The organism is Novosphingobium sp. BL-S-33, from assembly GCF_056857025.1.
This window is the reverse complement of the sequence record NZ_CM166474.1, coordinates 2004942-2019345: the sequence shown is the minus strand read 5'-3', so window position 1 is coordinate 2019345 and position 14404 is coordinate 2004942. Positions and strand designations below refer to the sequence as shown.

At 65.5% G+C, this 14404-nt stretch carries 12 protein-coding genes; 6 read left to right on the top strand and 6 right to left on the bottom strand.

Annotated elements, in window-relative coordinates; translation table 11 throughout:
- Positions 1-120: 120 nt before the first annotated feature.
- From trpB to AC1VVM_RS09390, 3 genes are all read left to right on the top strand, one after another.
- Positions 121-1362, top strand: a complete 1242-nt coding sequence (gene trpB, locus AC1VVM_RS09400; RefSeq protein WP_482903687.1) for a tryptophan synthase subunit beta — start codon at positions 121-123, stop codon at positions 1360-1362.
- 3 nt (positions 1363-1365) lie between these two features.
- Positions 1366-2142: a tryptophan synthase subunit alpha gene (gene trpA, locus AC1VVM_RS09395; protein WP_482903686.1), complete on the top strand. Its 777-nt coding sequence runs from the start codon at positions 1366-1368 to the stop codon at positions 2140-2142.
- A 102-nt stretch (positions 2143-2244) separates the two neighbouring features.
- Positions 2245-3540, top strand: coding sequence for a bifunctional folylpolyglutamate synthase/dihydrofolate synthase (locus AC1VVM_RS09390; RefSeq protein WP_482903685.1), 1296 nt, complete (start codon positions 2245-2247; stop codon positions 3538-3540).
- A 4-nt stretch (positions 3541-3544) separates the two neighbouring features.
- Here the strand turns inward: AC1VVM_RS09390 and AC1VVM_RS09385 are convergent, their stop codons facing one another.
- Positions 3545-4879: an MFS transporter gene (locus AC1VVM_RS09385; protein ID WP_482903684.1), complete on the bottom strand. Its 1335-nt coding sequence runs from the start codon at positions 4877-4879 to the stop codon at positions 3545-3547.
- Positions 4880-4978: 99 nt separating this feature from the next.
- On the opposite strand from AC1VVM_RS09385, the gene AC1VVM_RS09380 reads away from it, so the two are divergent.
- Positions 4979-6535 carry a pseudouridine synthase gene (locus tag AC1VVM_RS09380; RefSeq protein WP_482903683.1) on the top strand — a complete coding sequence of 519 codons (1557 nt, stop codon included), beginning with the start codon at positions 4979-4981 and terminating at the stop codon, positions 6533-6535.
- On the top strand, positions 6532-7104 hold the full coding sequence (gene rsmD, locus AC1VVM_RS09375) for a 16S rRNA (guanine(966)-N(2))-methyltransferase RsmD (protein ID WP_132384895.1): 573 nt from the start codon (positions 6532-6534) through the stop codon (positions 7102-7104). The genes AC1VVM_RS09380 and rsmD overlap by 4 nt, the downstream gene beginning before the upstream one ends.
- Positions 7105-7111: 7 nt before the next feature.
- Here rsmD and AC1VVM_RS09370 read toward each other — a convergent pair whose 3' ends face one another.
- A complete protein-coding gene (locus AC1VVM_RS09370; RefSeq protein WP_132384894.1) occupies positions 7112-7369 on the bottom strand; it encodes a hypothetical protein in 258 nt (85 codons plus the stop codon).
- A gap of 90 nt (positions 7370-7459) precedes the next feature.
- Positions 7460-8062 (bottom strand): hypothetical protein, encoded by a 603-nt coding sequence (locus AC1VVM_RS09365; protein WP_482903681.1) that lies wholly within the window; start codon positions 8060-8062, stop codon positions 7460-7462.
- A 146-nt stretch (positions 8063-8208) separates the two neighbouring features.
- On the opposite strand from AC1VVM_RS09365, the gene AC1VVM_RS09360 reads away from it, so the two are divergent.
- Entirely contained in the window at positions 8209-10494 is a 2286-nt protein-coding gene (locus AC1VVM_RS09360) for an ATP-dependent helicase (RefSeq protein WP_482903680.1), read from the top strand.
- Positions 10495-10501: 7 nt separating this feature from the next.
- On the opposite strand, the gene AC1VVM_RS09355 is transcribed toward AC1VVM_RS09360, so the two are convergent.
- The 3 genes from AC1VVM_RS09355 to AC1VVM_RS09345 form a co-directional block, all read right to left on the bottom strand.
- Positions 10502-11101, bottom strand: a complete 600-nt coding sequence (locus tag AC1VVM_RS09355) for a methyltransferase family protein (RefSeq protein ID WP_482903679.1) — start codon at positions 11099-11101, stop codon at positions 10502-10504.
- 142 nt (positions 11102-11243) lie between these two features.
- Positions 11244-12689 carry a carboxylesterase/lipase family protein gene (locus tag AC1VVM_RS09350; protein WP_482903678.1) on the bottom strand — a complete coding sequence of 482 codons (1446 nt, stop codon included), beginning with the start codon at positions 12687-12689 and terminating at the stop codon, positions 11244-11246.
- Positions 12690-12938: 249 nt separating this feature from the next.
- Positions 12939-14396: a DEAD/DEAH box helicase gene (locus AC1VVM_RS09345; protein ID WP_482903677.1), complete on the bottom strand. Its 1458-nt coding sequence runs from the start codon at positions 14394-14396 to the stop codon at positions 12939-12941.
- Positions 14397-14404: the final 8 nt, after the last annotated feature.

Here is a 14404-nt window from a genome sequence, read left to right as displayed (position 1 = left end):
AATTGAAAACGGGCCGACCGTCCCCATGCAAGGTCTGAAGCGCGCAGAACGGCCCGGAACATCCCCGAACCGACAAAGCGCGCTGGACTTGGCCGCGCGGCTCTGCCAATCGGCCGGATCATGACCGCACAGACGCCCGTGAACAGTTTCAGCAACATGCCCGACGAGACCGGCCACTTCGGCCAGTTCGGCGGTCGCTACGTCGCCGAAACGCTGATGCCGCTGATCCTCGATCTGGAGAAGGAATACCGCAAGGCGCAGCAGGACCCGGCGTTCTGGGCGGAATTCGACGCGCTGATGAAGGATTTCGTGGGCCGCCCGAGCCCGCTCTACTTCGCGCCCCGCATCACCGAGCATTTCCGGGGCCTTGCGCCTGCCGGAAAGGGCCCGAAGATCTACTTCAAGCGCGAAGAGCTGAACCACACCGGCGCGCACAAGATCAACAACTGCATCGGCCAGATCCTGCTCGCGATCCGCATGGGCAAGACGAAGATCATCGCCGAGACCGGCGCGGGCCAGCACGGAGTCGCCACCGCCACTGTCGCCGCGCGCTTCGGCCTGCCCTGCAAGATCTTCATGGGCGCCAAGGATATCGAGCGCCAGAAGCCCAACGTCTTCCGCATGAAGCTGCTGGGCGCGGAAGTGATCTCCTGCGAGAGCGGTTCGCAGTCCCTCAAGGACTCGATGAACGACGCGCTGCGCTACTGGGTCGCGAACGTCCACGACACGTTCTACATCATCGGCACCGCTGCCGGCCCGCACCCCTATCCTGAGCTGGTGCGCGATTTCCAGTCGATCATCGGCAAGGAAACCCGCGAGCAGATGCTGGAGAAGGAAGGCCGCCTGCCCGACATGCTGGTGGCGGCCGTAGGCGGCGGATCGAACGCGATCGGCCTGTTCCACCCCTTCCTCGACGATCCCGAAGTCCAGATGACCGGCATTGAGGCGGCAGGCCACGGAATCGATACCGACAAGCACGCCGCCTCGCTGACCGGCGGCAAGCCCGGCATCCTCCACGGCAACAAGACCTATCTGCTGCAGGACGAGGACGGCCAGATCACCGAGGCGCACTCGATCTCGGCCGGTCTCGACTATCCCGGCCTAGGGCCCGAGCATTCGTGGCTGCATGAGAGCGGCCGCGTGAACTACGTGCCGATCACGGATACGCAGGCACTCGAAGCGTTCCAGCTCTGCTGTGAACTGGAAGGCATCATCCCGGCGCTCGAAAGCTCGCACGCTCTGGCCGCGCTGCCGCAGTTGACGGCACAGATGGACGAAGACAAGCTGCTCGTCGTCAACGTCTCGGGCCGCGGAGACAAGGACATCTTCACCGTCGCCGAAGCGCTGGGTGTGGAGCTTTAAGCAATGACCCGCTTCGAAACCGCATTCGCCAAAGGCCCGGCGCTCGTCTGCTTCATCACCGGAGGGGACGGTGATACTGCCGCCAATCTCGACGCGCTCGTGAAAGGCGGCGCCGATGTGATCGAACTCGGCATGCCCTTCACCGATCCCATGGCCGACGGCCCGGCGATCCAGGAAGCGAACATCCGCAGCCTCGATGCCGGCACAAGGACCGCCGACATCTTCCGCATGGCCCGCGAATTCCGCGCCCGGCATGCAGACGTGCCATTGGTGCTGATGGGCTACGCCAACCCGATGATCGCGCGCGGCGCCGACTGGTTCGCGGACGAATGCGCGAAGGCCGGCGTCGACGGCGTGATCTGCGTCGACATTCCGCCCGAGGAAGACGCCGAACTCGGCCCTGCCCTGCGCGGAAAGAGCGTTTCGCTGATCCGCCTCGCCACGCCCACCACCGACGCCGCGCGGCTTCCCGCCGTGCTCGAAGGCTCCTCGGGTTTCCTCTACTACGTCTCGGTAGCGGGTGTGACCGGCATGCAGCAGGCCGCGCAAGGCTCGATCGAGGATGCCGTGGCCAGGCTCAAGGCCGCCAGTTCGATCCCCGTCGCAGTCGGCTTCGGCGTCCGCACGCCCGAGCAGGCCAGCGCGATCGCCAAAGTGGCGGACGGCGTGGTGGTAGGCTCAGCGCTGGTCGATCTGGTCAAGCAGCACGGCGCCGAAGCACCGGCGCATTTGCGCGCGCTGACCTCGGCGCTGGCTGAGGCAGTCCACGCCGCGCGCTGATCCCACTTAATTTCGTCATTGCGCAACGCGTGACGACGACGCAATCCGTGCATCGCGGCGGCCGCCAAGGCTTGCCGCGATGTGCTTTTCCGGACGGGTGCCATGAAAGACTTCGCCGTTTCCGAAGACCCGCGCGTTCAGGCCCAGCTTGACCGACTCGCCGCGCTTTCGCTTCCGCAGGGGCGCTTCGGGCTGGAGACGATCCACACCCTGCTCGAACGGCTGGGCAATCCGCAAAAACGCCTGCCGCCCACGTTCCATGTCGCCGGCACCAACGGCAAGGGATCGACCTGCACTTACCTACGCTTCATGCTGGAGGCGCAGGGCCTGAAGGTCCATTCCGCCACCAAGCCGCATCTGGTGCGCTACAACGAGCGCATCCGGCTTGGCGGCAAGCTGATCTCCGACGCCATGCTGGCCGACCTGCTGGCCGAAGTGCTCGACGCGGGCGAAGACCTTCAGCCCAGCTTCTTCGAAGTGACGACGGCAGCGATCTTCCTCGCCTTCGCGCGCGAGCCTGCCGATGCCTGCGTGATCGAGGTGGGCCTCGGCGGCCGGCTAGACGCCACCAATGTGCTGGAGCATCCGGCGGCCTGCGGCATCGTCACGCTCGGCATCGATCACGAGGCCTTCCTGTTGCGGCCCGAGGTCGGCGCGCCGGAAGAGCCCCTCGCCCGCATCGCCTTCGAGAAAGCCGGAATCGTCCGCAGCCCCGCCCCGGTCATCACGCTGGCCTATCCGGAAAGCGCCGAACTCGAAATTGAGCGCGCCGCCCTGACCGCCGGTGCCCCGCTGCACATGCGCGGGCGCGACTGGGACGCGAGCGTGGGCGACGTGATCGAGTATTCGGACCGACACGGCGAACTCACCCTGCCCCTGCCCAGCCTGCCCGGCACGCATCAGGCCGAAAACGCGGCGCTAGCCGTGGCCATGCTACGACATCAGGACCGGGTGAGTGTTTCTGCCGAGGCCATGGCGGACGGCATCCACGCCGCGCGCTGGCCTGCCCGGCTGCAATTGCTCTCGCAAGGCCCGCTGACGCGCCATGCCGGTGCGCGGGCAGTCTGGCTGGACGGTGGGCACAATCCCGACGCCGGGCTTGCCATCGCCCGTCATTTCGCGGGACAGCGGTTGCATCTCGTGATCGGCATGCTGGCGAACAAGGACCCGCGCGCGCTCACCGGGCCGCTCCGCGACTCCATCGTCAGCATTCATGCAGTGCCGGTTCCGGGTCAGGACTGCCACGGCCCGGCCAGTTTCGGCCCCTCCGCTCTGGCCACAGGCAACGTGGAAGAAGCGCTGGCCGCCTTGCCGGAGGACGGCCTACCGGTGCTCATCGCCGGTTCGCTTTACCTCTCGGGCGAGGTCCTGCGCGCCAACGACGAGATCCCGGACTAACTGCTCAGGCGTCCGCTTCCAGCTCGGCAACGTCCTCGCCTGCCGTGCCCATGGCCTGATCGACCAGTCCGGTGCGGCACATCCACCAGAAGATCGCCATGCCAGGCAGCGATGCAACGGTCGTGAGCAGGTAGAAGTTCACGTAGCCGAAGGTCTCGATCATCGCGCCCGCCGTGGTGCCGGTGAGGAACCGGCCCACCACGCTCGCACCTGCCGAGATCAGCGCGTATTGCGCGGCGGTGAAGCGAAGGTCGCAGAGCGCCGAGAAGTAAGCGATCACGACGACGCCGCCGAAGCCCGACGAAATGTTCTCGAAGCCGATCGCCCCGGCCATGCCCCAGTTGCTGTGTCCGGCCGCCGCCAGCGCTGCAAAGCTGAGGTTGGAGAAGCCCATCAGCACCAGCGAAAGCATGACCGAGCGCTTGAGGCCCATCTTGGCGAAAGCCACGCCGCCGATGAACACGCCGATCAGGTAGGCCCAGAAGCCGAGCCCGACATCGTAAAGCGCGATTTCGTCGTTCGAGAAACCAAGGTCGTCGAACAGCAGGCGGAACGTCAGGTTCGCCAGCGTGTCGCCAATCTTGTGGACGAGGATGAAGGTCAGCACCAGCCACGCGCCGTTGCGACGGAAGAACTCGGCGAAAGGCCCCGCGATCGAGCTCCAGACTTCGACAACGCCGCGCTTCTGGACGACCACCTTGCGGCGCGCCGGCTCACCCAGAAGCACCGCGGTCAGCATCGCGGGCAGTGCGAACAGGGCGCAGACGGCATAACCGGCGCTCCAGCCATGGCGCGCCGAGACAACCAGCGCCAGCGCGCCCGCCCCGGCCGAACCGATGCGCCAGCCATACTGGCTCATGCCCGAGCCGGTGCCGAGCTGATAGGGCTTGAGCGTCTCGATCCGGTAAGCATCGATCACGATGTCGAAGCTGGCGCCCGCCGCGCCTACCAGCACGGCGGCGATCACGGTCGCGGCCATGGCGTTGGGCAGCGGCTGGACGAACGCAAGGTTGAGCACCGCCGCGATCACCAGAACGCCGCAGACCAGCATCCACGAGACGCGCTGGCCCAGACCGCCGATCACCGGCAGGCGCACGCCGTCGATGATCCAGGCCCAGAAAATCTTGAGATTGTAGACGAGGAACGCGAGCGTGAAGGCGGTGACGGTTTTCTTGTCGATTCCGTCCTGCGCCAGCCGCGTCGTCAGCGTCGCCCCGATCATCGCATAAGGGAAGCCCGAGGAGAGCCCCAGCGCGAAGGCTGCCAGCGATTCTTTCTCGAAATAGGGTTTGACGGAATCCCAGACGCCGCGACGCTGTTCGATACTATGGGCGTCCACGCTGTAATCCCTCCAAAATGCGATCCTGCAGCAACCTAGCGCGCACTTGGCCGAAGGGAAGGCTGGATGAAGTGACGATCAACAGGTATGGGCGGGCGAATGTCCAAACCTCCTTTTAAATCCGGCGGCCCGAAGCGTGGCGGCGGCGGTTCGCGCGATGGCTCTCACCGTGGCGAACGTGGCCGTGGCGCCGGTTCCCGCAGCAATGGTCCCCGTGGCGATGGCCCTCGCAGTGATGGCCCCCGCAGCGAGAACCGGCGCGGCGATGCGCCCCGAGGCGATCGGCCCCAATTCGGTCGCGGTCCGCGCAAACCTGCCGAGGGCAAGTCCTTTGGCGACAAGGCCCGTGAGCGCACATTTGGTGAACGGAAATCCGGTGATTACCGGAGCGACGATCGTCCTAGCGGCGACCGCTATAACCGCAGTCGCGACGACAACGGTGGTGGTCGCAGCGGCAGCCGCGGCGGTGAACGTGGTGACGGCCGCAGCGGCGGCGCCCCGCGCGATGGCTTCCCTCGCGGCGAACGCGGCCGCAGCGATAATCCCCGCAATAACGGACCTCGCAGCGAGAATCCTCGCGGCAACGGCTCACGCAGCGATGCCCCCCGCAGCGACCGGCCTGTATACGGCCGTGGTCCGCGCAGGCCCGATGACGCCCTGTCGTTCGGAACCAAGCCGTCCGGCAGTCGTTCCGGTGAACGCGAAGGCGGCGAACGCCGTTTCGGCGAACGTAAGCCCGGCGCATACCGAAGCGACGATCGCCCCAGAGGCGACCGCTATGGCAACCGTTATCGGGACGAACGCCCCTCCGGCGACCGATATCGCGATGAGCGGCGCACGCGCCCGTCTCGCCCCGTATCCGCCGCTCCGCGCGCGGCTGCGCCCACGGCCAAGACGCCCGGCATGCCCGTCCGCGAAGGCGAACGCATCGCCAAGCTGCTCGCCCGAGCAGGCATCGCCAGCCGCCGCGAGGCGGAGCGCCTGATTATCGAAGGCCGCGTGAAGCTGGGCGACGAGGTCATCGAGACCCCCTCCACTGTGCTGGCGAACCTCCGAGGCGTGACGGTCGACGGCAATCCGGTGAAGGACGCCGAGGACACCCGCCTCTTCGCCTTCCACAAGCCCGCCGGTCTCCTGACCGCCGAGCGCGATCCCGCCGGGCGCCCGACGATCTACACCGCGCTGCGTAATGCCCTGCCTGAAGGCGCGGGCCGCGTGATGCCGATCGGCCGCCTCGATCTCAATACCGAAGGCCTGCTGCTGCTCACCAACGATGGCGAGTTCAAGCGCCGGCTGGAACTGCCTGCTACCGGCGTGCCGCGCACCTATCGCGCCCGCACCTTCGGCGACATCTCGCAGGCGCAGCTTGAAGACCTGATCGAAGGTATCGAGGTCGACGGGGTGATCTACGGCAAAATCGACGCCAACATGGAGCGCCGCACCGGGCGCAACCAGTGGATCGAAATGACGCTGACCGAAGGCAAGAACCGCGAAGTCCGCCGTGTCCTCGAACATCTCGGCCTTCAGGTCAGCCGCCTGATTCGCACGTCGTACGGTCCGATCCGCCTGCTCGACCTGCCCAAGGGCATGGTCATCGAGATATCCCAGCGCGATCTGGAAAACTTCCGCAAGACGCTGCCGGTCGACAAGTCGTGAAGGCACCCGTCGCAAAGACCGGCCTTCGGATCGTCGCGGGCGAATGGCGGGGACGCAAGCTGGTGACGCCCGAGGGCGACACCACGCGCCCGACGGCGGACCGCACGCGCGAGACGCTGTTCTCGATGCTGGCAAGCCGCCTCGGCACGTTCGAGGGGCTGAAGGTCGCCGATTTCTTCGCGGGATCGGGCGCGCTGGGGCTCGAAGCGCTTTCACGCGGGGCGGCGCATTGCCTCTTCGTCGATCAGGACGCAGGAGCGATCCGCGCGATCCGCGCCAATATCGCCAACTTGCGCGCCCAGGCACAATGCGATGTGCGGGCGAGTTCAGTGCTGTCACTGGGTCCGGCGAAAGACACGCTGGACCTCGTGCTGCTGGATCCGCCTTACGACACGGGTGCGGGCGCCGTCGCCATAGACAAGCTGGCGCGGCTCGGCTGGATCGGCGAGCAGACCTGGATCAGCCTCGAAACAGGGCGTGACGAAGCCGTCTCGATCCGGGGATTCGAGATCGAATCAACGCGCGACGTAGGCAAGGCGCGGCTGCATTTTCTGCGCCGCGCCCCCTGATCGTTCGTTACTTCTTCTTGTGGCTGGTGGACTTGCTGCGGGTAGCGTCGCGCTTGACGCCGATCTGACTCGGATTGATGCAGCTGTCCTTGATCGTCGCCGAGCAGACCTTGTAGGTCGTACCATCGATTGAGACCTCGGTGGGCCGACCACGACTGTCACGCGCGGTTACATCGGCCTTCTGCGGGGGATCCGCCGCCATCGCAGCCGAACCAAGAGGCGCTGCGACGGCAGCAGCAGCAAGTATGAGCAAGTAGCGAGACATCCGGATTTCTCCTTCAACGGGACGAGTCCGTCCGCCCGGTGAAATACACCGGGCGGGCCTTGGTTCCCATCCATACTTTTTCTCTGTAAATCAGACGCCGCCGCGGTTGCGGCAGTTGTCCTTCACTGTCTTGCTACAGAACGGATAGCTCTTGTTCATCGCCGTTGCCGGCGGCGGTGTGAGCGCCCCCTTGTAGGGCCCGCCCTGATAGTTCTCGTCGGCCGGCATCGCCGGCGGCACCGTCTGCGCGGCGACCTTCGGATCGGGCACGCCGGTCGTCGGCATGCCCTCCCCTGGAGGGTTGGCCTGCGCCGCCGGCGTCGAGGGCGTCTGACCGGCGAGTTGCTGATTCACCGCGTTCCAGGCGACCTGTTGCTGCTGGGGGCTCATCTTGTAGATCTGTCCGCGCTGGTCGGGCGTCAGCGCCCAGTAACCGCGCTGCTGCTCGCCGGTAAGATGCCAGAAATAGGCCTGATATTCGGGAGACCAGCTATCGTAATCCGCCCGCATGTCGGCGGGCCACGAATCGTACTGGGCTTTCTGATCCGCCGTCATCGCGCCGGAATTGGCAGGCGCTGCGGGCGATGGCGGGGCATCGGGCGTCGGATCTCCGACTGTGCTCTGGGCGAAGGTAGGGCCGGACAGTGCCGCGACCGAAAGCGCGGCGGCGCCGGCAAATAGAAGGGTTCGCATGGCTTCACTCTCCTGTTGGTCGTGATGGCCGTTGATGACAAACCGACGCCCCGCGCCGGGGATTGTTCCTGTGATGCGGTGAAGCGGCCTTGCGCCGCGATGCCCCGTTCCCTAGATGTTCACGGGTGAACGATTTGCAATCCTCTGTGCCTGACGCCGCTTCCGACCTTTTGCTCGAAGGTCTGAACCCGCCCCAGCGCGAGGCGGTTCTGACGACCGAAGGGCCGGTGCTGATGCTGGCAGGCGCGGGCACGGGCAAGACCGCCGCGCTCACGCGCAGGCTCGCGCATCTCGTGCGCAGCCGGCTGGCATGGCCCAGCGAGATCCTCTGCGTCACTTTCACCAACAAGGCCGCGCGCGAAATGCGTGAGCGCGTGGGACACCTGATCGGCCCCGCTGTCGAAGGCATGCCCTGGCTCGGCACCTTCCACGCGATCGCCGCGAAGATGCTGCGCCGCCATGCCGAACTTGTGGGCCTCCAGCCCAATTACACGATCATCGACACCGACGATCAGCTTCGCCTTCTGAAGCAGCTCATTCAGGCAGAGGGACTGGACGAAAAGCGCTGGCCCGCCCGCCTGCTCGCCGGCTGCATCGACCGCTGGAAGAACCGCGGCCTCAATCCCGCCGATCTCGATGCGGGCGAGAGCGAGGCTTATGCCAACGGGCGCGGGCAGAAGTTCTACCAGCTCTATCAGGATCGCCTGAAGACGCTAAACGCCTGCGACTTCGGCGACCTGCTGCTCCACATGCTCAACATCCTGCGCACCAACCGCGAGGTACTGGAACAGTACCAGCAGCGCTTCAAGTACGTGATGGTGGATGAGTATCAGGACACCAATCAGGTCCAGTACCTATGGCTCCGCCTGATCGCGCAAGTGCGGAAGAACATCTGCGTGGTGGGTGACGACGACCAGTCGATCTACTCCTGGCGCGGCGCTGAAGTGGCCAATATCCTGAAGTTCGAAAAGGATTTTCCGGGCGCGAAGGTCATCCGGCTGGAGCAGAATTACCGCTCCACGCCGCAGATCCTCGCTGCTGCCTCCGGCCTCATCAACGAGAACAGCCAGCGCCTTGGCAAGACGCTGTGGACCGAACGCCATCCCGGAGAGAAAGTCCGCGTGATCGGCGTCTGGGACGCGCCCGAAGAAGCCCGCCGCGTGGGCGACGAGATCGAGCGGCTAGAACGCGAAGGCGCGGCGCTGGACCAGATCGCCATCCTCGTGCGCGCCCAGTACCAGACGCGCGAGTTCGAAGACCGATTCATCTCGATCGGCATGAAGTACCGCATCATCGGCGGTTTCCGATTCTATGAGCGCGCCGAGATTCGCGACGCCCTCGCCTATCTGCGCGTGATCGCGCAGCCGGCGGACGACCTTGCCTTCGAGCGCATCTACAACGCCCCCAAGCGCGGCCTCGGCGCCAAGGCGCTGGAAGCACTGCATACGCTGGCGCGTCGGCGGGGCATTCCGCTCGCCATGGCCGCGATCGAGATCGCCGATACCGACGAACTGCCCGCCCGCGCGCGCAATACGTTCCTCTCACTGATGCGTGATTTCGCGCGCTGGCGCGATGTAGCGGGCACGGAGAACCCAGCCGACCTGATGCGCACCGTGCTCGACGAGAGCGGCTATACGGACGCGCTACAGGCCGAAAAGACGCCCGAGGCCAATGGCCGGCTCGAAAACCTCGTCGAACTCGCGCGCGCCATGGAAGAATACGAGAGCTTGGGCGACTTCCTCGAACATGTCAGCCTCGTGATGGACAACGACGCGGCCTCGGACGAGGAAAAGGTCACGATCATGACCATGCACGCGGCCAAAGGGCTGGAGTTCGACAACGTGTTCCTGCCCGGCTGGGAGGAAGGCGTGTTCCCCTCACAGCGCGCGATGGATGAAGGCGGGCTGGCCAGTCTCGAAGAAGAACGCCGCCTCGCCTACGTCGCGATCACCCGCGCGCGGCGCAAGTGCACGATCCTCCATGCCGCCAACCGCCGCATCTATGGCCAGTGGACCAGTTCGATCCCCTCGCGCTTCATAGGCGAACTGCCGGACGATCACGTCGACAGCGAGACCACGCTGTCGGGCGGCGCATCGCTCTGGCGCGCGCAATGGTCGGAACATGGCGATCCCTTTGCGGATGTCGCCCGCGCGCAGCCGGCGCGGACGATGACGCGCGGCCCCGGTTGGCAGCGCGCCTCGGCGCAGGAATACGATCCCAAGCCGCGCCGGATCGCCGAATCGACCCGCAGCGCCGCCAGCTTTGCCGCCAAGCCGCGCACCGACATCGCCATCGGCGCGCGCGTCTTCCATGAAAAGTTTGGCTACGGCACCGTCGCCGGGCAGGAAGGCAACAAGCTGGAGATCGACTTCGAACAGTCCGGCCACAAACGCGTGCTGGACAGCTTCGTGAAACCCGCCGGCGAAGCCTGAAACGCGCTCAGATCAGCCCCGGCACGAGGCGCGAACGGACTCTGGAGGCGTAGGCACGGTAGGCCGGATCGGTGCGGAGAACCCGCTCTTCCTCATCGGTGCGCATCCACAGCAGGATCCAGGTAAGGACATAGATCGCCACGTTCCAGGCTGAGAGATAGAGCATCAGATAGCCGATATGGTTGACGATATAGGCCATATACATCGGGTGACGGACCAGCTTGTAGAGCCCACCTTCCTTGACCCCGCGATTGGCCGCGACCAGCCCGAAACTGCGGCGCAGCGAAAGCTTGGCCAGGATCGACAGCGTGGCTCCGCCCGTGACCAGCGCTGTAGACACGTAATCGGGGGCCAATTGAATGCCCCTCGGCAGGATCAGAAGCGCCGCGCCGGTTCCTCCAAAACCCAGCAAGACCGGCCTGAGACCCGTCGCCATGTCGCCGGGGCGACGAATAATGATCAGGACGACGGCAAGCAGTTCGGCCACCAGAAATAGCGCGAGCTGTGGGTGCCGCGGTATCGCCGGCGAGAGTCGCCAGACCGCCAGACCGGCAAGCAGAATCAGGAAGGCGCATTCGGCAAGATGTATCAAGCGAGCTGACGTCATCGATTTCCCCCGCCCCGGCGAAACGCCGAGCACGGGAAAACTCTAGCCCAACAGTGGTAAACAGCCATTTAAGTCTATTTCACGCCGATTTCCTGAGACCTCCGTTCGGAGACGGGAAACCATAAGGCCATCAAATTCGAGCTTATTTTTCTTCCGATGCCGCCTCTATTTGCGGCAGAAGCGGATCGGGCACATCGGCTGCGGTCCCATCCGGCGTGATTTCCAGAATTGCCTCGCCCTGCCGCGAGCGCGGCTGCCACACGGGCAGATCTGCGCCGTTGGGATCGCCCGTCTTCGCGAAATTCACGATATAAGCGCTGGCGATCCGCCCCATCGTATTGTCGCGCTCGCTGGTGGCATCCCCGTATTTGATCGCCTGTGTACCGAAGAAGAAGGGAATGTCGCTCGCATGCTGGGCGCCCTTCCCGTCCACTGCGATCGAACTCGCGACGTAACCGAACCGATATTCCCACACCGGCACGCCCAGATCGGCGACAAGGCCGGAGAGCTGTCTCGCGCCCGCGATCATGCCGCCAGTGACGCCGCCCATGTCATCGCTGGTCGCGCCGATTATCATCGGCACCTGGTGGAATTGGCCAGAGGCATAGGCCTTGCGCTGGTCGAGCGCGATGCGTCCATCGATGAAGGGGCTCGCGAAACTGCGCGGCGCATCGGATGGTGCGAAAAGGCTGGCCAGATTGAGCCCGTCCACCACATCGTCCGCCGACAAGGCCCGCAGCTTCGCCAGCGCGTCAGGATCGTCCGGCGCGATGCCCTTGCTCTCCGCAAAGCGCAGGCCGGACGCTTCGGCGGAGGCCAGATCGGGACCGATAAGCATCTTGCCGTCGCCGCCGGACAGCACCACGGCCTTGTCGAACAGACCATCGGCAAGCGGCGACGTGACGAGATTATGCACGGACATCCCGCCCGCACTTTCACCCATAATCGTCACATTCTCCGGATCGCCGCCGAACGCCTCGATATTGCGCTGGACCCAAACGAGCGCCGCGATCTGGTCGAGATAGCCATAGTTGCCGATCAGGCCGCCGTCCTCGCCATCCTTCGTCAGCGCGGGATGGGCAAAGGTCCCGAAGCGGCCGACCCGGTAGTTGAAGCTGAAGAGCAAGACCCCCTGCTTCGCCAGTTCCGCCCCCGAATAAGTCGGCGGCGAGGCACCGCCATTGACGAAGCCGCCGCCATAGATCCACACGACGACGGGCAGCTTGCCGCTGGCCTCCGCCGGGCGCCAGATGTTCGCATAGAGGCAATCCTCGGCCGGAGGGGTACCAAGCGGGGCCGCATCGCCCTCGAACGGCTTCTGCATGCAGTCGTGGCCGTATTCGGTGGCGGGGCGCACACCGTCCCAATTGGCCGCCGGTTGCGGCGCACGCCAGCGCAGGTCCCCCACCGGAGGCGCGGCGAAGGGAATGCCCTTCCAGCTGATCACGCCATCCTCGACACGGCCTTCAAGGCTGCCGGTGTCCACTTGCACGATCGCGTTCGGATCGGCCTTGGCGGCACAGGCCGCGCCCATGCACAGCGACAGCACCAGAACCAGCCTTGCCCCTCTGTGTCCGGCCCATCGCATACGGCAACTCCCCTGCATATTTCCCGAGGCTTCTGACACAGCAGCGCCTTGCCCGACAAGTGCCCGACAAGCAGGTGTCCTGCCCCTCGCCACCGCTTGCAGCACGGGCGCGGGAAAGTCATCCTCTGCCCGCAAAAACAATGGGTAACCGGATTGCCGCTGCGGACAGCGGCCGCCCCCTGACATACGGGCGCCCAAACGAAAACGGGGAGCCGCGAAGGGCTCCCCGAAAACGGTATAGGTTCGAAATCAGGCCAGCGCGGAAACGCCGAGGAACTCGGGAACCGGGCCGTTCCAGCCCATGTCCGCCGGTTCTTCCTCACGGCGGCGGCCACGGCGGGCGTCGCTGCGCGGTGCCTTCGCTTCGCGTTCCGGCGCGGTATCACGCGCGGGACGGCGGTCCGCACGCTCATCGCGGCGCGCGGGACGTTCGCTGCGCTCTTCGCGCTGACGCTCGGGGCGTTCACGGCGCGTGGAACGCTCTTCGCTGCGTTCGGCGCGATCTTCCACCGGCTCTTCACGCGTCTCGGTCCGCGCACGCTTTTCGCGGCGGGGCCGCTCTTCGCGTGCCGGGGCCGCAGCGGCTTCATCCGGCGAAAGCGTGTAGACGGGGATCTTGCCGCCGGTCAGCTTTTCAACGCCTTCGATTGCTTCGGCATCCTCGGGCGTGACGAGTGTGAAGGCACGGCCCGTTGCACCGCCGCGGCCGGTGCGGCCGATGCGGTGGATGTAGTCGTCCGGGTGCCAGGGCGTATCGAAGTTGAAGACGTGGCTCACGCCCTTCACATCGAGCCCGCGCGCGGCAACGTCGGAAGCGACCAGAATGTTGATCGCCCCGTCCTTGAACCGCTGAAGCTCGGCATTGCGCCCCGCCTGATCCATGTCGCCATGGATCTCGCCAGCGGCGAAACCGTGGCCCTTGAGGCTCTTGGCGAGTTCACGCACCGTCGTCTTGCGGTTGGCGAAGATGATCGCGGTGGACACGTTGTCCGTCCGCAGCAGGTGGCGCAGCGCCTCCCGCTTGCCACGGGACGTCACGGCCACCTTGTGCTGGACGATGTTGGTGTTGGCCGTCGCCGGGCGGGCGACTTCGATGTTCTTGGGATTCGACAGGAAGCGGTCGGCCAGCTTCTTGATCGGCGGCGGCATCGTCGCCGAGAACAGCAGCGTCTGCCGGTTGGTCGGCAGCTTGGAGCAGATGCTTTCGATGTCCGGGATGAAGCCCATGTCGAGCATGCGGTCCGCTTCGTCGATCACGAGCAGTTCGCAGCCGGTGAGCAGGATCTTGCCGCGTTCGAAGAGGTCCATCAGGCGGCCCGGCGTGGCGATCAGCACGTCGACGCCTTCCTGCAGCGCCTTGACCTGATCCCCCATCTGCACGCCGCCGATCAGCAGCGCCATCTTGAGATCGTGGTTCTTGCCGTACTTCTCGAAGTTCTCGGCAACCTGCGCGGCAAGCTCGCGCGTGGGTTCGAGAATGAGAGATCGCGGCATCAGCGCACGGCGGCGGCCATGGGCAAGGATGTCGATCATCGGAAGCACGAAGCTGGCGGTCTTTCCCGTCCCAGTCTGTGCGATGCCGATGAGGTCCTTCATCATGAGGACCGGGGGAATGGCCTGCGCCTGGATAGGAGTCGGTTCGCTATAGCCCGCGGCTTCCACCGCTTGCAGCAATTCGTCAGACAGGCCGAGATCGGCAAAGCTCATAGGCAGAC